The organism is Cryobacterium sp. TMT1-2-2 (assembly GCF_004403505.1).
Taxonomy (GTDB): Bacteria; Actinomycetota; Actinomycetes; order Actinomycetales; family Microbacteriaceae; genus Cryobacterium; species Cryobacterium flavum.
Genome location: NZ_SOGS01000013.1, coordinates 162,172 through 178,720, shown reverse-complemented (window position 1 = coordinate 178,720; position 16,549 = coordinate 162,172). Strand labels below are relative to the sequence as shown.

The following is a 16,549-nucleotide window of genomic DNA, read 5'->3' as shown; positions in this document are numbered from 1 at the left end:
CAGGCTGGCCACGAGCAGCCACATGAGGGCCGAGACGAGCAGGGGAATCATCCGAAAATCTCCGCGAATCGAGAGGAGTTTCTCGTTGACCGTCTGATTGCCGCGGCGAAGATGTCGGCTAGGGTTTCGGCGTCAACTTCTTCGGCCGTATCTAGGTTTTGACGCCTGAGCAATCGCAGTCGTGTTTCTTTAGGGATGTCGGGCAGTAAGAAGTCGATGGCTTGGCCTTCTTCGTCGAAATTGTGACCGAGAATGATGTGGGCCAGCTCGTGCAGCACAAACTGCTGCCGGTGCAAAACTGAGTCGCTGTGTGCGTGGAGAATCAGGTCTTGATGATCCGCTCCGAGCCAGACTGCGCACAGACCATCGTCAACCCCGAGTTCGGCAAGTTCGACTATTCGCAGTCGTCGTCCCCGGTTGCGCTCCACTGCCACAACGAGCTCGTCGAAGGTGAAGGTCTCGCCCAATGCGAGTTCGCCGACTGCTGTCGCCACACTCACTGTGTTGTTCACTTCCGCCTCAATTCCCTCCGGACGCGGGTGGGGTTTCATCTGGCGGTCCCTGCGCGACTTCCGCATCCAAAAATTTGCTGATCGCCCGTAAAGCGTTGGGAGAGATGTCTCCCAGTGTACGTGCCGCGTACGACTTGACTCGGGCCGCACCCATGGCCCGCACGAGATCGAGTTGGGCGCTGACCTTGGCCGGGGTCTCGGCTTCCTCGGAGCCGGCGAGGAAAGCCGGGTCGACGTCGAAGTAGGCAGCAAGGCCTTCGAACAGTGCGCGGTCCTGAACGTACCGGTGGCCGTTGATGATGTAGGTCCAGCGCGATCGCGAAAGGTTCGTGCCGCGAAGTTCGAGGAAGGCGGCGATTTGGGCGAACGTTGGCTCGCCGCCCGTCTCGGCCTCAGCAACGTCGAGCAGCAGGCGCAGGCGCTTTGCGAGATCCTCCGCGGCTGTAGTGCTCTCGTCGAACAGGTGGCTTCCTTGGACTCGTGCGCTGAAGTACTTGAGGGACAACAATCTCGAGCCACGCCTCGCTCTCAACGCACTCGACGAGACGGACTAAGTCGACGAGCGGATGCGTACGCCGACTCGTGACTCGCGAAAGGCACAAATCGACTGAATGACGACGTGGCCCAACGTTCGAGGTGGCGCCCACCCTTCCGAACGTGCAGCGCGTCTCGCGACCGGGCTACGGACATCCGCTACCTGCGTCAGCCTGGCGTGAGAACGCAGAACTCGTTGCCCTCGGGGTCGGTGAGAACCACCCACGGCACCTCACCCTGCCCAATGTCAGCATCGGCCGCGCCCAGAGTCCGCAACCGGGCCACCTCGGCTGCCTGGTCGTCACGGAGGTACGGTCGCAGGTCGAGATGGACGCGGGTCCAGACGGTGATGTCCGGTACGCGAACGAACTCCAGATACGGACCGACACCCGCAGTCGACCGCAGCCGAGCTACATCGTCGGTCACCTCATGCAGGGTCCAGTCCAGCGCCTCGTTCCAGAATCGTGCCAGCGCCCGCGGATCCGCACAGCTGACAACCACAGCGGCAATCGGCCCGGTGTCGGCATACATCGCCCGAGGCTCCAGGACGCAGAATACGTTGCCCTCCGGGTCTGCCAGAACTGTCCATGGCACGTCACCTTGACCAATATCAGCGGATGTTGCGCCCAACTCTTTCAGGCGCGTCACCATTTGGGCCTGGTGAGTGAGTGAGGTGCTGGCGAAATCGAGGTGTGCACGGTAGCTCACCGTCTCGGGATCTGGGACGGAGACGACATCGATGCAGACCGCGGCCGGGTCCGGCACGACAAGTCCGTGGGGTTCGACGTTGGTCACGCCCGGTCCTTCGCTCGACACGCCCCAACCGAGCGCCTCTGCCCAGAACTGGCCGAGCGCCGCGTCATCCCAAGCTTTGAAATTCACCTGAACCAGTCGGAGCGCCATGGTGCCCAAGCCTATGCGCGGGAAATACTCAACACCAGACGGCATGAATATCTCTCAACCGACCGCCTCGGCGCAATCCGGCATGGAGCGCGCTACGCACCTCCTGGTGAATGCGGCTCACGATGATTCGCCCACATCACAGGAGGTCAAGTCCCATGGCATTTCACACCCAGCAATCGCTGTCCGGTTTCATCGCTTCCGACCCTCAGCAGTCGGTCACAGAGAACGGCGACACCCGCTTCTACGTGCGCATCGGCCAGCCGCACTTCCGTCACGAATACAGCGGCAGCTTCACCGCGCTCGAGCCGACGTTCCACGACCTCGTCGCCTACCGCGCCACCGCCGAACGGGCTCTCACCCGATTCGCCAAAGGCGACAGCTTCGTCGCCGAAGGATATGTGCGCACCTTCCAGATCGAGCGCGACGGTGAAACCATCCAACGCGAAGAGTTCGTCGCCAAGAAGATCGGCCATGTCACTAGAACCAATCGCTCGGCTCAGGGCAGCGAACAGGACGCTGCGGCAACGCAGACGGCAATCGTCAGCGAGACGGAAGCTGCTCACGCCAGCTCGGGGTGGTGAAGCAGCGATGGCAGAGTCCTTGGTCGAGTGGGCATCCGGTGAACACGACGACGCGTTCGGAGCAAGCTCGTTGGAAGATCTCGACGGGCCGCTCACTGCGGAGCCGCCGCATCCGATCAATTGGAACCTCCTCAGCGCCGACGACGCCGAAACTGAATGGATCGAACTCAACCACTGGGTGAACTGGCTGCGACGCACCTACGGGCTGCCCGCATCCGTCGTACCGCCGTTCTGGCATCGACACCCCGAACTCGTCTGGGAGCTCTCCGCGCTGCACCTGCACTGGCTCGGCGCCTACGACTCCGACCAGCACGGCTCCGCCCCGCTCGGCTGGCACCGTGACTTCGCGGATGCCCGCCAGCGACTTCGCGAATGGGTCGCGATCTCGGGGACGCGGCTGGAGCGGGATCGTTCGACTCGGCAGACGTCATGGCCAGGCGAAGCGCCCGCCGACGCCGTGGAGGACGTTGTCATTGTCGATCGCGACGAGGACTTCGTGCAGTTCGTCGTCGACGATGTCGCGCGTCGCCGCGATGGCGAGGCATCGTTCTACTCTCGCGCTGAATCTAGTTGATATCGCCAAGCCTTGGCTCTTGCGAAGGGCGCAAAAGGACCTGCTTCGCTGTCGCAGTTGACGCACCTGAGCGCGACTATTAAAAGGGCGGGGCAAACGCGACACCCTCGGGCTCGTGACCCGCAGATTCCAGTATCCGTGCGGACGTGCCCGCTCAGCGTCCGGCTTCCGGGCACGAATATAGGGGCCTCGAACTTGAGGGTGTTCCACTATGTCTGACGCTGTCGTCGGATTGTCGTGCTGGTGTCGTGGCAAGGCGGCCGGGTTGTCTCCTAGGTTGAGAGCATGAACAAGACACACATCGGTGAACTCCGTCGGGCCCGCGGATGGACTCAGGAGCGGTTGGCGATGGAGAGCGGGGTCGCGGGGCGAACGATCCAACGCGTGGAAGCAGGTAGCGATGCCAGTTTGGATACGGTCGCTCTGATTGCGAATGCGCTCGAGGTACCTGTCAGAGCCCTATTTGTGAGCGTTGAAAGCATCGGCTTCGGCGAGGCGGTGGAACAGTTAGATGCTCGCAAGAGCGCGCAGCAAGCCCGCCGTGATTCCATCACGCACGCGTTCACCTATCTATTCCAAGGCGTGGGAGTCCTGGTTACCTTCGCGACAATCGTTCTGGCCCTCACCGGGACGATCTCGTGGCTCGGATGGTTCATTATTCCTGCCTACTGGGCTGGAGTCCGGTTACTCTTCGGCTTTCTCTTCCGAATCGTCATCGACCCACGGTTGGATGCGAAATATCCCCTTTCGCTCCCTTCGCGGGCCGCTGCAAACGACTGACCCGTTTTCGCGCCCGCGACGGAATTCCATGTACATCGGTCACTACGCAGCTGCTGCAGTGTTGGTTACGCTCGTGCCGGACTCGCCGGTGATCCCGATCGCTGTCGGCGTGGCCTGGCCGGACCTAGTGTGGCCCGTCCTCGTCCTCATAGGCCGCGAACGCGTCACGGTTGGCCGGAACGACCCACTGCAACGTTCCATTCGATTCGACTCCTACCCGTTCTCCCACTCGTTGGTGCTCGGCAACCTGTTCACGCTCGTGCCCGCCGCGATCGTCGCTCTTCTCTACAACAGCGTCCTAGTTGGGGTGCTGTTTTGGGTCGCCGCCATCTCGCACTGGGTCCTCGATCTCGTGGTGCACATGCACGACCTTCCTGTACTTGGCTTCGGTGGCAAAGACCGCAAGCTCGGATTCGGACTATGGCAGCACCCGAGAGCGGCCTTCGTCATCGAGTACATCTTCTTCGCCGTCGTCGTCCTCCTCACCGCTCGACCGACGGTGTATGTGGGTGTGCTCTGCGGGGGTCTGTTCCTGCACCTCCTGAACGCGAACTCGTTTTTCGGCTTCAGCAGACACAACCCGTTCAGCACGCCAACCCGGTTAGCGCTCATTACTCTCGTGGGGTACATCGGCGCGATCGCCTGGTTCACACTCGCCTGGGAATGAGCGATCGAGATCGACATTCATCTAGGTGCCCCGCCCGCCTGCGACCGCCCGGACTCAAAGCGATCCATGTAGCCAAAACTGATGGACGCTTGGAGGCCGCGTCAATGTCCGGCTCGACACACAGGCCTAAACCCGCTAGCACCCGCGCCCCGGAGGGGTCCCTCTCGCGGACAACGAGCCTGGGCGTTTTGCTAGGGCACCTCTGAGGTCCCCGGTAGCCAGAGGGTCATGCGGAGCCTATCTTCGGGGAGATGGAGCACTTCGTATCGTCGAGCGATGGTGTAGCCGTCCGTCGCGCGAATGTGCTTGATTGAGGTGCGCCGTCGCTCGACGATGTGCTCGCTCCACCATTCCTCGAACAGCGCACTTTCCTCACGCAACTCCGCAACGAGAGCCTGAAGCCGAGGGTCGTGCAGGTTATCGGCGTTGGCAGCCCGCAGGTGGGCGACGGCCCCACGTGCGATCTCTTCCCACTCCAGGAAGATCTCGCGCGCGAGAGGGTTGGTCATCAGATACCGGCAGGTGTTCCGCTGTTGGGGTGAGACGTCTGCGAAGCCGTCATAGAGGGCGAGTCCTTCTGGGTTCGCCGCGAGCATGTTGCTCAGCCGGTCTAGGACATATGCGGGGTTGGGTCGGACTGCCTCAACCAAGGTCGCCATGCGCTCGGCGAGCAAACCTTCATCCCCATGCGGGTTTCGCGCTTGTGCAGGGTTCGCTCCGCGAAGACGGTGGAGGTGTTCTGTGGCGTCGGGCGCTAGGAGGAGTGCTCGGGCTAGGGCGTCCAAGACGGCGTCGCTGGGGTGGTTTTCGCGGCCTTGCTCGAGACGCGTGTAGTAATCCACGCTGATCCCTGCAGCGGTGGAGACCTCTTCTCGCCGCAGGCCGGTGACACGTCGTCGGATCCCGCCGCAGACGGTCGGGGACTCCAGACTGGCGTCAGCGCGTCGGGCCCGAAGGAAATCACCAAGCGCGTTGGGCACAGGCATCCTCCTCAGAATCCGCCCCGCCAGCAGGTGGGTGCAGGGCTCCTAGGAAGATTACGGTCTTCCCACCCGCCACCGTACCGTGGAGGCTTGAAAACGAAAGAATCCACGATCTGAAGGAGCTCCTGTGACGGTTTACACACACGGCTATCACGAATCCGTATTGCGGTCACATCGTTCGCGCACTGCCGAGAATTCCGCGGCGTATTTGCTTCCGCTGCTGCGGCCCACCGATCGCCTGCTCGATGTTGGCGCGGGTCCGGGCACGATTACCGCGGATCTTGCGGGGCTCGTCGCGGAGGTCACTGCAACTGAGATCGGGCCCAACGAGGTACAGCTCACCCGGGCAACTGCGGCGGAGCGCGGCACGTCCAACATCGACTTCCGGGTCGCGGACATTCATGCCCTCGAGTTCGACGACGGGAGCTTCGATGTCACTCACGCACATCAGGTATTGCAGCACATCGCCGACCCCGTGCTGGCTCTGCGCGAGATGGCTCGCGTCACTCGGCCCGGTGGCATCGTGGCCGTGCGCGACAGCGACTACAGCGGATTCTGCTGGTGGCCGCGGATCCCCGAACTTGATACCTGGCTCGATCTATACCGAACCGCCGCCCGCGCCAACGGCGGCGAACCCGATGCCGGTCGCCAGCTATTGTCATGGGCTCACGCTGCCGGGCTCGCAGACGTCACGGCCACTTCAAGCACCTGGTGCTATGCCACCCCGGCCGAGCGTGCCTGGTGGGGAGGAGTGTGGGCTGACCGCATCGTCAATTCAGCGATCGCCCGTCAAATCACCGATTCCGGCCTTGCCACCCAGATGGAGCTGCAAGAAATCAGCAAGGCATGGACGAAATGGGCAACAGACGATGACGGCTGGTTCTCAATTCTCCACGGCGAGATCATCTGCCGGGTGAAGTGAACCGCAATCGTCGTCGGCGAGGCCTATTTCTTGGGCGCACCGCCCCCAGCGGATGCCGATCCTCAGGGCCGGGGAAGCTGAGTCGACTGACCCAACGTCGAATGCCAGGAACGGTTTGAGCGTTACTGCGGAATCGCACGTTCAGGGACGTCGGTCCTCACCGACGCGATGTGTGGTGAGGGATCCCTCGGGACGACGGTGAGCGGTGGCCGCATGCTCTGTTCTTCTTTCCCGTAGGGGGTTCCCCTGCGACACAGAGCCGGGGTACTCGACCGCAGGACTGTTTGGCCCCAGACCTGTCGCGCACGTCGTTCGGCTTGCGAACGGCTCACTAGCTCGCGATACGAACCTGGACGACGCAGTCCCTTCGCACCCGCTGCTCCCATCTACAACGGCTGGAATGCGAACCTGTCCTCCGGCGAAAATAGGTACTCATGGTCGCAGCGGAACCCACGCAGCCACTGCTGGCCGTCGACGACGCGTAGATAGAAACCTTTCGGATACGCCACGTCGTCGCTGAATGGTGCCGAGGCGACCTTGAGCGCGCCCACCGGTGACCTGCCGGCGGACAGAACCGAATCAGGCGCGTTTGCCTGCGAGGCCATTGCGAGCCGGAGATACGGGCCGGTGTCTGGGGGGCAGAGCGCAAATCCTCGTTCACGGGCCACAGCGAAGACCTCCAGTAGCGTCGCCCCGGTGCGCAGACCGAGCTCACCTACATTGCGCTCGATGATCTTGATCTCCTCCTGGGCGCGCGGATCGAAGACCGTGTGATCGAGCAGCATGTCGGCGTACGCGTTGAGCAAGACGCCGTGTGAGCCCAGTTTCGTCCGCAGTTCGGCGCGGGTCGAACCTCCGACGTTAAGATGCAAGACTCTCGTCTCATCTCCCTCACGTCGGCACACGAAGCAAGGGTACTCCTTCACCAGTCGGAGTCGAAGGTAACCAATCCCTATCGGAATGGTGAGGCGTCCCGATAACCGTTCCGTTAACGGGCGCTTGTCTCGGGCCCTTGCTCTGCGGCGAAGCCCACCGGCAATGGCGAAGCGCATGGCCATCACGCCGAGGGTGACCAGTACAAAAGTGGCAGTTGGAGTCATGCGGCTCGCTGTCTCTTTCGGAAGGCTCAGATGAGCTTCTTGAGCATCTTCACCGAGGTTGTTTCGTATCCAAGGGAGTTGTAGAGCCCCCGGGCGCCGCTGTTGAATCCGAAGACACTGAGGCCGAGAGAATGCGCACCTTGTGAGCGTGCGTATTCCTCGCCAAGGAGCATTGCAGCTCGTCCGAAACCCTGACCGCGCTGGTCAGCGTTGATGACGACGTCCCAGACCCACCACGCCCCTGGATCGGCGCTGATATCCTGTCCGATCCACAGGTATCCCACTGCCTCACCCGCCTCGTTCAGGACGTGAAAGACGTCATTGCCGGGGCACGGAGAACCATCCGGGAACGAACGAGCCATGCTCTCGACCGCGATGCGTTGAGCTTCCTCGTACGATCCACCCTGGGTAACCAAATCACCGACGTATTCGGTACAGCTGCGGTCCAACCACGCTGGGAACTCGCTGGTGAGGATTCGCTGAAGGGTCACAGTCATCCGTCAATTCTTCCAGACAAGTGTCGCCGGCCAGCGATTCCTGGTCGCAGCAGTTCCGATTTATGCGACCCATCTGATGCTATATTTGTATAGCACTCTGAGGAGGGATTCCATATGCCGCAAATCAATCTCCGCGTTGACGATGAAACGGATCATCGCCTGCAATATCTGTCGGAGCGCACTGGGCGGTCGAAAACGTTTTATGCGACCGAAGCATTGACCCAGTATCTGGACGAGAACGAAGACTATCTCTTGGCCAAGGATGCGCTCGAGGAATTCACTCAGTCCAACGACGACGCCATTGACCTCGCCGATGTGGTCTGGCCTGTGTGAGCTACACGATCAGATTCACCCCGAGAGCTGCAAAACAGGTCAGGAAACTCGACTCGGCCGCCGCGAAACGGATTCGTGATTTTCTTGAGCAGAAGCTTTCCGTACTAGACAATCCGCGCCAGCTCGGTAAAAAGCTCGTCAACGAAGAATTCTGGCGTTACCGGGTCGGCGATTACCGAATCCTCACAAATATTGACGACGATCAAATCCTCATCCTCATTGTCGAGGTTGCACATCGTCGCGAGGTCTACAACAGGCTCTAAACACATCAGCAGCGCCGCTCGACGCACCAAGTGCGATATGGCCAGCGAAACGAGACGTGTCCCGCAGAGCGTTCGGCTCGTGGGCGGGGAGCAAGGATTCCTCTCACGTCCGTTGGATTCAGGGCCGGTGCGCTCGTATGTCGTTTGTGAGTGGTCGGGCCACTGCTGTTCGGCTCTCAGATCGGGTCGCAAACTCTATGGACGGCGCAGGAACAGCGGGATGATCGCCAATACGAGCATCGGAAGATAGAACACTGCCATGGTCTGTGTCGGGATGAGGAAGAGCGTGAGGGGGAAGGCGAAGCTGTTCATCGCGATACTCAGGACTCCTGCGGTCACGAGAAACGCCGTCAGGGCAGTGGCGCAAATGGCCGATACGAGCAGCCAGCGTGGCCCGCGAGTGAGCAGGGGAACAAGTGTCAGCGCCAGCGGGGGAAGGGCGGACAGCAAAATGGGGACCGTCAGACTCGGCTGAGCTGAGAAGAAGCCTCCCAAGAGGACCACGAGCAGTGCGACGGCGAACGACCACACCTGCAGTTTGCGACCTCGGGTCGAGGAGGTCGGATGCGCGAATCGACCCGATTCCTCATCGAGGCCATGCATGGCCTGGGCGGCCACGACGGATGGTGTGCCGAGTTGGTCGAGGATAGCGGCTACGCCCACATCGCCGCGCTCCAGAGCGTCGCTGATGTGGGTTCGAATGCCGTCGAGGACTTCCGTACGGTACTTCTTGGGAACGCTCGCCAGCTCTTTTGCCAGTTGAGCTAAGTACCGCCTGTCCTGCGTTGCGCGTGAGCTGGTCTTCAGGTTCATGACTTCGTCTCCAAGATGTTGTCGACCGTGCTTCGGAACGGACCCCAAACCTCCGAGAACGCCCGCAGATTGTCGCGGCCGAGATCGGTCAGGGTGTAATACCGTCGGGGGCGACCAGCGTCGGATTCACTCCACTCAGTGGTGACCAAGCCCGACCGGCGAAGGCGGGACAGAAGCGGGTAGACCGTACCTTCGCCGGCCAGGAGTCCTCGCTCGCTGAGGCGGCGAGCGATGTCCAGCCCGTACCACTCCCCTTCACGCAGCAGCGCGAGCAGGCAGAATTCCAGGACGCCCTTCCGCAGGTTCGTTAGGACTTTATCTTCGGGTATACCCATGCATAGCACCATACCGGGTAATGCAAGGTTAGATCAACTGGACCGCTGCGGACAGCAGTCGTGGCCGCAATAGGGGATTGCGCCCGTAGGGGGTTCGGCTTACGGGTACGTGTGCATCCATTGGGTCGATATGGACGGGTGCAGTTGCGGTGAGTTCGTGGCCGAGGTAGCCATTCGAGGTGACACCGAGATATCATGTACATGACGTACTCAGTGTACGTTTGCACGCGCGGGTTCGCCTGCGCAGGAAGGTTGAAATGCCACTCGTCGCCGATTACAGGTCCTTTACAGACGCGCGCTCGCATCTCAAGGAGGTGTTCGATGCGACCGCTCGCGGGCGAACCGTCACCGTGCAGCGCGATGGTCAGCTCTCTGCGGTCATGCCGTTGGATCGACTCCGGGCATACTTCTCTCGAACTGTATCGCCGCGCGTTCGCGTCACTCGGGAAGATGATCGCACTATTGCGTTGATGGATGGTCGCCCCTTCGTGTCTGAGGGTACGGATGTTGACGGCGCCCTCGCTGACCTCGCTCTGTCGCTTCGTGAGTACGCCGAAGACTGGGACGACCGACTGGACCGTGCTCCGAATCACGCCGGCAACTGGGCACTCGTGCAGCTCATCAAACTTTCAACCGACGAGCAGCTCCTCGAATGGCTTGAGCGCGGCGGTGAGTAAGTACCCGGCCGCGACCCGCGAGGACCACGATGATTTCTGCGTGGTGGAGAAGTGGCAGCTCGTACGCGGCGCGTCAGGACAGCCTGTCAGGCATCACCGCACCTATGAGTTGGCGCTCTGGGACGGGCAGATCCTCCGCACTCGAATCTCCCGACCCGTCGACAGGTCTACGTACTCTGCCGGGATGTGGAACCACATTCTGCGAACCCAGCTCGCCGTTGACGCTGAGGCGTTCTGGGCCTGTGTTCGTGAGAAGAAGTTGCCGACCCGCGGGGCACCCGAAACCGTGACCCAGAGGGAGCCATTACCGCTGTATCTTGTTCGGGCGCTCAACGAACTCGGCGTTGAGGAAAGTGAGAGCCTGGCACTCACCGCGGCGGAAGCAGCGCAGCTGCTCTCCGAGAAGATGGCGGAGCGCTACGGGCATCAACGCAGTTCGTGAGTGATTCGACAGCTACTGGACGGATGAGGCTTCGGGAAGGGTCACCGTGCTGGTGACAGCGACTCTCTATGGCCTGATTTTGCTGAACTGCAGAGACGCCGGACGCCGACTGGTTCACCGTGTTGAACGTCCCGTAAGAGGTCCGTCTTACGGGCACCGCAGGAGCTGCAAAGTTGTGACCGGTCGCGGTGAGATGCTAGTTCTGTGGAATTGGACAAAAGCAGGGATACGCAGGCCGTTGCCATTCGTCCGTACGGTCATGCGGATGCCGCAGGCACATTGGCAATATTTCTTGCCGCGGTGACCGAGACCGCTGCCGCCGACTATTCGCCGGAGCAGATTCAAGCCTGGGCTCGGCCAGAAGATCGCGACCTGTCCACCTGGCATGCGGCTATGCAGGCGCGGAACAGTTACGTGGCGACCATCGATGGCGCACCGGCCGGTTTCTCTGACGTGAACCCTGCGGGGTACATCGACATGCTGTTCGTCGCCCCGCGACATCAGAGACAAGGGGTAGCGCGACAGCTGATCGGCTACGTGGAGGCTCACGCGCGTAAGGCGCACATGGCAGCGCTAACGGCCGACGTCAGCGTTACAGCCCGCCCGTTCTTCGAACGCTACGGATTCACCGTCGAGGCAGAACAGCACCCAGTGAAGGCCGGCGTGCAGCTGACCAACTACAAGATGAAAAAGAACCTACTCGGCTCTGAGGTGCGCCTGACCGGGCAGCTTGTTTGCCACACCGAGGACCAGATGGCCACTGTGCGGGATCACCTGCCACTGCATCTTTCCCTGACCCGCGATGAACCGGGATGCCGATCCTTTATCGTCACGACGACGAACAATCCGCTGATATGGCAGGTCGAGGAGCGCTTCGAGGATGCAGCCGCCTTCGAGGCTCACCGGGAACGGGGCGCCGGCAGTGCGTGGGGCCACGCGACTTCAGAAATCGAACGCCGCTACTCCGTGACCGGACGGTAGCCCCACGCCGTCTCAGCACCTGAACCTGCGATGAGAGCTGGGCTTGTCCAGGGAAGCGATCCCGCGTAGAGGGTTGGTCGACCGACACCGTGAACAGGGTTGCACGTCAGGGGACTCAATAGAGCTATCGAGCGCAGTTCTGCTCGCGTGTAATCTTCCAATGACTCACGTCTTCGGTATCGAATGGCAGTTCAATCATCCCCAACTTCGCCGCGACGCGCTTGGAGACCTCGTTCTCCGGCTCGATCGTCGCCGAGATGGAGCCCAGTGATGAGATGCGAAACACGTGGTCGAGCATGCCGATCCCGATTTCCGTTGCATAACCGTTGCCCCAAGCCTTCTGATGCAAGACATACGTGAGTTCATCGAAGTCTCGATCCGGCGCTCGAATCACGCCACAGTAGCCTACAAACTCGCCAGATCGCGCGTCGAAGACGGCCGAGGTACCGTAACCGCGATCGACGTACTTTCGCTCGCAGATTTCGATCCACTGCGATACTTCGGGGCGGCTGAGGACGGTCCCGTCCCCGACAAATCGCATCACGTTCGGGTCCGCGCAGAGGGCTGAGAAGTCGTTGAGGTCGTCGTGGCGAAACTGTCGCACCGATAGATGTTCGGTCTGGAATAGCATCGGACCAGCCTATCCACGCCCACAGGTCGTTCTTTTTGCCGGCGTTATGTACGTGCGTGGCGATCCGATCCTCTGATTCAATGACTGGATGCGCACATTCACTAACGTCCCCAAGGCCACTGTCGGCGATCGAGTCGCGATCCTATCCCCGGCGTTCGCGGCTCCGGCGGTGTCCGAGGACGTTCACGAGCAGGCGATGCGACGCCTCACAGAAGTCACTGGGCTTGTGCCGGTTGAGTATCCAACGACACGGCAGCTCGGTGCGAGCGCCGAGGCGCGAGCTGCCGATATTGAGGCGGCGTTCGCTGATCCGAGTATTCGGGCGGTTCTGGCAACGATCGGAGGGGATGATCAGATAACCGTCATCCCACATATCGACACCGACATCCTTGCCTCAAACCCCAAACCGTTCTTCGGATACAGTGACAACACGAACCTGCACAACCTTCTCTGGAACCTCGGGGTGCCCAGCTACTACGGTGGCTCAACACAAGTTCACCTCGGACCAGGCCCGCATGTCGATGACGTGCATGTGGCTTCACTTCGTGCGGCGCTTCTTGACGGAGGCATTATCGACCTCACCGATCCGGGCGAGTCCGAAGACTTCGGCGTCTCGTGGACGGATCGCCGCGCCCTGAGGGAATTCGGTATTCGTGAACCGACCGAACCGTGGGCATGGGCGGGCGCAAATACTGTGGCCGAAGGTCCGACGTGGGGTGGATGCATCGAAGTCATAGATCAAATCGCTCTCGCCAACCGGATGCCCGACGTCACCGACCTGGACGGAGCGATTCTCTTGCTCGAAACGAGCGAGGAACTCCCAAATACCGACACCGTGAAGCGTTGGGTGCGGGCCTTGGGCGAGCGAGGAGTTCTCGATGCCGTCGCCGGTGTTCTCGTCGCCCGGCCACCCGTCAGCGAACTGAATTCAGCCGTCCCGTTAGCGAACGAGCGCGCTCGACTGCGCGCAGTTCAGCGCGACACCATCATCGAGCAAGTCGCGCGATATAACTCCGGATCCGTGATCTGCGTTGGAGTGCCATTCGGACACACCAGACCGCAGTGGATCGTCCCGCACGGCAACACGATCCGGCTCGACGGCATAGCCCGCAAAGTCAGCGCCGACTACAGCTGAAGTCAACGCACTACGTTTTTAGCCGTCGGCCGCAACTGATGGTGGCGACTCCAACCTTGTTGTCGTCCGGCACAGGGTTCGCCTTTCGGGCACTGGCCCGCAGGCTGCTGCACTATGGGGCGATTGTGGTGGCCTGCGACCAGCAGACCATCCAATGGCCATCTTGATGCTCGTAAACATCAGTGTGCCAGGCGCGGAATTCAAGCTCATCGGCTATGCCGACGCTGAGGACTATTCGTGCGATGTATCTCAGAATCATAAGGTTCCCCGACGATTTAACGGAGATTTCTGATTCGGCCTCGAACACGAGGTACTCGAGTCGCTTCGATTCCACGTCGCTGAGATAGGTCGATTTTGTCCGTGTGGATCCGTTGGGCGTCACAAGTTGGTAATCGGGCGCATGGAGGCGCTCCGCAACGGCCATGTCGCGTTCGACGAGCGCGCGAAGTCTCTCTCGCTCGATATTCACCACGGTCGCAGGATCGATGTTCATAAGTCCTGTCTAACAGCAACGGCGACTGCCAGCCTGTACCGCGGGTGATTGACATACTCGACGCCGTTTAGCGTTGCCCCAGGGGGCCGACCGGGACCTTCTCAAATTCACATGGTGCATGATGAGAGGGATGTTCACTCCTACCCGAGCTGCCGGCCTCGAAACCCTCGGCCTGTTCGTCCCTCATGCAGGGTTGGATTACACGCGAGACCGCAATCACGACACTGGACCCTCCCGTGAAAACGTCTCCGGTCTCTCTCCGTACCTCCGCCACAGACTCCTGACCGAGCGCGAAGTGGTTTCGGCTGTGCTTGAACGGCATCGGTTCGGTGCATGCGAGAAATTTGTGCAGGAAGTCTTCTGGCGGACGTACTGGAAGGGATGGCTCGAGCAGAATCCCGAGGTGTGGCGACGGTATCGCCGCGATGTGGCCGAGCTCGGGCTCGCGAGTGACACACGCTCCGGAGGTTACCGCGAAGCTATCGCTGGGCACACCGGCATTGATGCGATGGATGCGTGGGTGCGTGAGCTTGTGGACACCGGATACCTGCACAACCACACCCGCATGTGGTTTGCGAGCATCTGGATCTTCACGCTCGGCCTGCCGTGGCAACTCGGTGCGGACTTCTTCTACCGACACCTTCTTGATGGCGATGCCGCCTCCAACACGCTCTCCTGGCGGTGGGTTGCCGGGCTTCAGACCGCCGGAAAGACCTACCTCGCGACGGCATCGAACATTTCTCGCTACACCGAGGGCCGGTTCTCGCCATCGGGACTCGCCACGTCGGCACGAGCGATCATCGAAGAGCCACTGCCAACGCGGGCACCGATTGCTCCCGCCGAGTCCACCCCATTGGGCGCCCGAGTGGGGCTGTTGCTGCACGAAGAGGATCTGGACGCGGCAAGCCTGCGCGCCGAGCTTTCCTGGTTGGATTCGAACAGCCGACTCGTGGCTATCGCCGGATCCACCGATCCCGACGAGCGCTCGCCCTCCGGCGCCTCGGATGCAGTGCGTCGATTCACGGCATCAGCCCTCGATGACGCTGCCAAGCGGGCCTTAGACGCCCTCGGGCGACCGGCGAGAGTGCTACCCGACGCGCTCCCCTCCACGGTTCTGAAGTGGGCGGAGTCCGAACGCCTCGATACGGTGGTTATGCCGAACGCACCGGTAGGCCCGGTGCAGAAACGGATGCTGACGCTCGGCGCCGCTCTCGCCTCGGAGGGAGTAACGGTCACGATCGTCAGGCGGCGCTGGGACGCGCTCGCTTGGCCCTACGCCGCGCGCGGGTTCTTCCCTTTCCGCGAGCGGATTCCTGAACTGCTGCGCCAGCAGGGCTTGTAGACCCGGGACCCTGACACAGGGCGACACGATCAGCAGAGTCGAGCATCCGCCGGACACATCACGCGGCACAATGCCCAGAGCGTCGGTAACTGCTTACTAGTCGGTTCAGTCAATACTGCGATGTATTTCACAACGCCGTACCCACATTGGAGGAGCACGCGGAGAGTCTCGTGATTACCTCACATCGTCGACGAAATGCCCTGTCACCAATGTTTTCAGGGGGATTTCGGCTACTGTCACCTAACCGTGCAGCAGACCCCTCAAGGGTTACGCTTGCGGGATGGGCAGCAAGACTGACCTTCATTGGGTTAGTGGCGGTCAGCGTCCGAGGCAAGAATGGGCCCACTGCGCAAATCGAGTGCCGCGGAGCGGAGCGCGACACCTACCTGTGGATAGACAAAATAGAGGGGCAGCCCATGTGTGCTGCCCCTCTTCAAAAATGGGAAGGGTCGTCAGCGCCCCTTCGGACCCGCAGGGTTCTCGCGTTTGAAGAACCAGCGGCCCAGAAGGGTAACCAAGATTCCAATAAGCACGACGTCGGCGACGATCAGAAACGCGCGCATCCCATCACTGGACGCGATCGTGGCGGCATTAACGAAGGCCAGCAACCCGCAGAACACGATCGCGACCCAGCCCACGATCTGACGGCCGCTTGGCCGCTTGGCCTGACCTTCCCGTCTTTCGGTCACGGTGTTCTCCTTCAGTTTTGTATTCATCAGTAGGCGAAATTCCCGGCCTTGTCGCGCTTCTCTTGGCTCACACTACCGAGGTAGGCCGGCATGCGGCCGCCGCCGCCCACGGGCTAGTCGCGGAAGCGATTAGAGCCCCAGAGAAGCCGCCAATCAGTCTTTCGGCCTGAGCCCAGAACGGCCCAAGATCCCGCGCAGACCGAATGGCCGTCGCAGCCGAGGCCACAGCTGAGGTCGCATGAGTCGTGACTACGGTCGAGGATGCGGAGGAAACCGAGTGGGTAGACGCCATGGCCGGGGCATCAGTTGCCACCATTGCAATGACGAGTGCCCCACCAGCGCGCGTCGTTCTGTACCCGCGG

The 16,549-nt window shown here is 61.3% G+C and carries 23 protein-coding genes; 12 read left to right on the top strand and 11 right to left on the bottom strand.

Annotation, left to right across the window (positions count from 1 at the left end; all coding sequences use genetic code 11):
* Window positions 1-47 precede the first annotated feature (47 nt).
* The 3 genes from E3T35_RS09060 to E3T35_RS09050 form a co-directional block, all read right to left on the bottom strand.
* Window positions 48-512, bottom strand: coding sequence for a hypothetical protein (locus E3T35_RS09060; protein ID WP_241988790.1), 465 nt, complete (start codon window positions 510-512; stop codon window positions 48-50).
* A gap of 7 nt (window positions 513-519) precedes the next feature.
* A complete protein-coding gene (locus tag E3T35_RS09055; protein WP_241988789.1) occupies window positions 520-1,020 on the bottom strand; it encodes a hypothetical protein in 501 nt (166 codons plus the stop codon).
* 194 nt (window positions 1,021-1,214) lie between these two features.
* Window positions 1,215-1,928: a VOC family protein gene (locus E3T35_RS09050; RefSeq protein WP_370449315.1), complete on the bottom strand. Its 714-nt coding sequence runs from the start codon at window positions 1,926-1,928 to the stop codon at window positions 1,215-1,217.
* 176 nt (window positions 1,929-2,104) lie between these two features.
* On the opposite strand from E3T35_RS09050, the gene E3T35_RS09045 reads away from it, so the two are divergent.
* The 4 genes from E3T35_RS09045 (at window position 2,105) to E3T35_RS09030 (ending at window position 4,551) form a co-directional block, all read left to right on the top strand.
* Complete coding sequence (locus E3T35_RS09045) at window positions 2,105-2,530, top strand: single-stranded DNA-binding protein (RefSeq protein ID WP_134378611.1); 426 nt, start codon at window positions 2,105-2,107, stop codon at window positions 2,528-2,530.
* A gap of 7 nt (window positions 2,531-2,537) precedes the next feature.
* Window positions 2,538-3,104: a DUF4913 domain-containing protein gene (locus tag E3T35_RS09040; protein ID WP_241988788.1), complete on the top strand. Its 567-nt coding sequence runs from the start codon at window positions 2,538-2,540 to the stop codon at window positions 3,102-3,104.
* Between the two features lie 285 nt (window positions 3,105-3,389).
* Window positions 3,390-3,884, top strand: a complete 495-nt coding sequence (locus tag E3T35_RS09035; protein ID WP_134378609.1) for a helix-turn-helix domain-containing protein — start codon at window positions 3,390-3,392, stop codon at window positions 3,882-3,884.
* 28 nt (window positions 3,885-3,912) lie between these two features.
* Window positions 3,913-4,551 carry a hypothetical protein gene (locus E3T35_RS09030; RefSeq protein WP_134378607.1) on the top strand — a complete coding sequence of 213 codons (639 nt, stop codon included), beginning with the start codon at window positions 3,913-3,915 and terminating at the stop codon, window positions 4,549-4,551.
* Window positions 4,552-4,742: 191 nt separating this feature from the next.
* On the opposite strand, the gene E3T35_RS09025 is transcribed toward E3T35_RS09030, so the two are convergent.
* Entirely contained in the window at window positions 4,743-5,531 is a 789-nt protein-coding gene (locus tag E3T35_RS09025; RefSeq protein WP_166789888.1) for a helix-turn-helix transcriptional regulator, read from the bottom strand.
* A 130-nt stretch (window positions 5,532-5,661) separates the two neighbouring features.
* Between E3T35_RS09025 and E3T35_RS09020 the strand changes: the two genes are divergently transcribed.
* Window positions 5,662-6,456: a class I SAM-dependent methyltransferase gene (locus E3T35_RS09020; RefSeq protein WP_134378603.1), complete on the top strand. Its 795-nt coding sequence runs from the start codon at window positions 5,662-5,664 to the stop codon at window positions 6,454-6,456.
* A gap of 386 nt (window positions 6,457-6,842) precedes the next feature.
* Here E3T35_RS09020 and E3T35_RS09015 read toward each other — a convergent pair whose 3' ends face one another.
* On the bottom strand, window positions 6,843-7,328 hold the full coding sequence (locus E3T35_RS09015) for a hypothetical protein (RefSeq protein WP_241988787.1): 486 nt from the start codon (window positions 7,326-7,328) through the stop codon (window positions 6,843-6,845).
* Window positions 7,329-7,582: 254 nt separating this feature from the next.
* On the bottom strand, window positions 7,583-8,053 hold the full coding sequence (locus E3T35_RS09010) for a GNAT family N-acetyltransferase (RefSeq protein WP_134344177.1): 471 nt from the start codon (window positions 8,051-8,053) through the stop codon (window positions 7,583-7,585).
* A gap of 114 nt (window positions 8,054-8,167) precedes the next feature.
* Between E3T35_RS09010 and E3T35_RS09005 the strand changes: the two genes are divergently transcribed.
* Entirely contained in the window at window positions 8,168-8,386 is a 219-nt protein-coding gene (locus E3T35_RS09005; RefSeq protein ID WP_092448772.1) for a TraY domain-containing protein, read from the top strand.
* Complete coding sequence (locus tag E3T35_RS09000) at window positions 8,383-8,649, top strand: type II toxin-antitoxin system RelE/ParE family toxin (RefSeq protein WP_134344178.1); 267 nt, start codon at window positions 8,383-8,385, stop codon at window positions 8,647-8,649. Before E3T35_RS09005 ends, E3T35_RS09000 begins: the two co-directional genes overlap by 4 nt.
* Before the next feature lie 195 nt (window positions 8,650-8,844).
* Here E3T35_RS09000 and E3T35_RS08995 read toward each other — a convergent pair whose 3' ends face one another.
* Together E3T35_RS08995 and E3T35_RS08990 are read right to left on the bottom strand one after the other, a co-directional pair.
* Window positions 8,845-9,462, bottom strand: coding sequence for a hypothetical protein (locus tag E3T35_RS08995; RefSeq protein ID WP_134378601.1), 618 nt, complete (start codon window positions 9,460-9,462; stop codon window positions 8,845-8,847).
* Window positions 9,459-9,797: a PadR family transcriptional regulator gene (locus E3T35_RS08990; protein ID WP_134344181.1), complete on the bottom strand. Its 339-nt coding sequence runs from the start codon at window positions 9,795-9,797 to the stop codon at window positions 9,459-9,461. Before E3T35_RS08990 ends, E3T35_RS08995 begins: the two co-directional genes overlap by 4 nt.
* Window positions 9,798-10,054: 257 nt before the next feature.
* Here E3T35_RS08990 and E3T35_RS08985 point away from each other — a divergent pair, with 257 nt between their 5' ends.
* The 3 genes from E3T35_RS08985 (at window position 10,055) to E3T35_RS19770 (ending at window position 11,897) form a co-directional block, all read left to right on the top strand.
* Window positions 10,055-10,474 carry a prevent-host-death protein gene (locus E3T35_RS08985; protein WP_134378599.1) on the top strand — a complete coding sequence of 140 codons (420 nt, stop codon included), beginning with the start codon at window positions 10,055-10,057 and terminating at the stop codon, window positions 10,472-10,474.
* Entirely contained in the window at window positions 10,467-10,916 is a 450-nt protein-coding gene (locus E3T35_RS08980) for a cytotoxic translational repressor of toxin-antitoxin stability system (RefSeq protein WP_134378597.1), read from the top strand. The genes E3T35_RS08985 and E3T35_RS08980 overlap by 8 nt, the downstream gene beginning before the upstream one ends.
* 204 nt (window positions 10,917-11,120) lie before the next feature.
* A complete protein-coding gene (locus E3T35_RS19770; RefSeq protein ID WP_241988786.1) occupies window positions 11,121-11,897 on the top strand; it encodes a GNAT family N-acetyltransferase in 777 nt (258 codons plus the stop codon).
* Window positions 11,898-12,021: 124 nt separating this feature from the next.
* On the opposite strand, the gene E3T35_RS08970 is transcribed toward E3T35_RS19770, so the two are convergent.
* The gene (locus E3T35_RS08970) at window positions 12,022-12,528 is read right to left on the bottom strand and encodes a GNAT family N-acetyltransferase (protein WP_134378595.1); all 507 of its coding nucleotides are present in this window, start codon (window positions 12,526-12,528) and stop codon (window positions 12,022-12,024) included.
* Window positions 12,529-12,616: 88 nt separating this feature from the next.
* Here E3T35_RS08970 and E3T35_RS08965 point away from each other — a divergent pair, with 88 nt between their 5' ends.
* Entirely contained in the window at window positions 12,617-13,663 is a 1,047-nt protein-coding gene (locus tag E3T35_RS08965; RefSeq protein WP_134378593.1) for a S66 peptidase family protein, read from the top strand.
* Window positions 13,664-13,775: 112 nt separating this feature from the next.
* Here the strand turns inward: E3T35_RS08965 and E3T35_RS08960 are convergent, their stop codons facing one another.
* A complete protein-coding gene (locus E3T35_RS08960; protein ID WP_134378591.1) occupies window positions 13,776-14,156 on the bottom strand; it encodes a nuclear transport factor 2 family protein in 381 nt (126 codons plus the stop codon).
* A gap of 130 nt (window positions 14,157-14,286) precedes the next feature.
* Between E3T35_RS08960 and E3T35_RS08955 the strand changes: the two genes are divergently transcribed.
* Window positions 14,287-15,498: an FAD-binding domain-containing protein gene (locus E3T35_RS08955; protein ID WP_134344188.1), complete on the top strand. Its 1,212-nt coding sequence runs from the start codon at window positions 14,287-14,289 to the stop codon at window positions 15,496-15,498.
* Between the two features lie 452 nt (window positions 15,499-15,950).
* Here the strand turns inward: E3T35_RS08955 and E3T35_RS08950 are convergent, their stop codons facing one another.
* Window positions 15,951-16,187 (bottom strand): hypothetical protein, encoded by a 237-nt coding sequence (locus E3T35_RS08950; protein ID WP_134344190.1) that lies wholly within the window; start codon window positions 16,185-16,187, stop codon window positions 15,951-15,953.
* Window positions 16,188-16,549 lie beyond the last annotated feature (362 nt).

Coding starts and splice junctions, on each gene's coding strand:
- E3T35_RS09045 (WP_134378611.1), top strand. CDS start 2,105: ATGGCATTTCACACCCAGCAATCGCTGTCCGGTTTCATCGCTTCCGAC.
- E3T35_RS09040 (WP_241988788.1), top strand. CDS start 2,538: ATGGCAGAGTCCTTGGTCGAGTGGGCATCCGGTGAACACGACGACGCG.
- E3T35_RS09005 (WP_092448772.1), top strand. CDS start 8,168: ATGCCGCAAATCAATCTCCGCGTTGACGATGAAACGGATCATCGCCTG.
- E3T35_RS08955 (WP_134344188.1), top strand. CDS start 14,287: ATGTTCACTCCTACCCGAGCTGCCGGCCTCGAAACCCTCGGCCTGTTC.
- E3T35_RS08965 (WP_134378593.1), top strand. CDS start 12,617: ATGCGCACATTCACTAACGTCCCCAAGGCCACTGTCGGCGATCGAGTC.
- E3T35_RS08970 (WP_134378595.1), bottom strand. CDS start 12,528: ATGCTATTCCAGACCGAACATCTATCGGTGCGACAGTTTCGCCACGAC.
- E3T35_RS08960 (WP_134378591.1), bottom strand. CDS start 14,156: ATGAACATCGATCCTGCGACCGTGGTGAATATCGAGCGAGAGAGACTT.
- E3T35_RS08985 (WP_134378599.1), top strand. CDS start 10,055: ATGCCACTCGTCGCCGATTACAGGTCCTTTACAGACGCGCGCTCGCAT.
- E3T35_RS08995 (WP_134378601.1), bottom strand. CDS start 9,462: ATGAACCTGAAGACCAGCTCACGCGCAACGCAGGACAGGCGGTACTTA.
- E3T35_RS08990 (WP_134344181.1), bottom strand. CDS start 9,797: ATGGGTATACCCGAAGATAAAGTCCTAACGAACCTGCGGAAGGGCGTC.
- E3T35_RS09010 (WP_134344177.1), bottom strand. CDS start 8,053: ATGACTGTGACCCTTCAGCGAATCCTCACCAGCGAGTTCCCAGCGTGG.
- E3T35_RS09030 (WP_134378607.1), top strand. CDS start 3,913: ATGTACATCGGTCACTACGCAGCTGCTGCAGTGTTGGTTACGCTCGTG.
- E3T35_RS09035 (WP_134378609.1), top strand. CDS start 3,390: ATGAACAAGACACACATCGGTGAACTCCGTCGGGCCCGCGGATGGACT.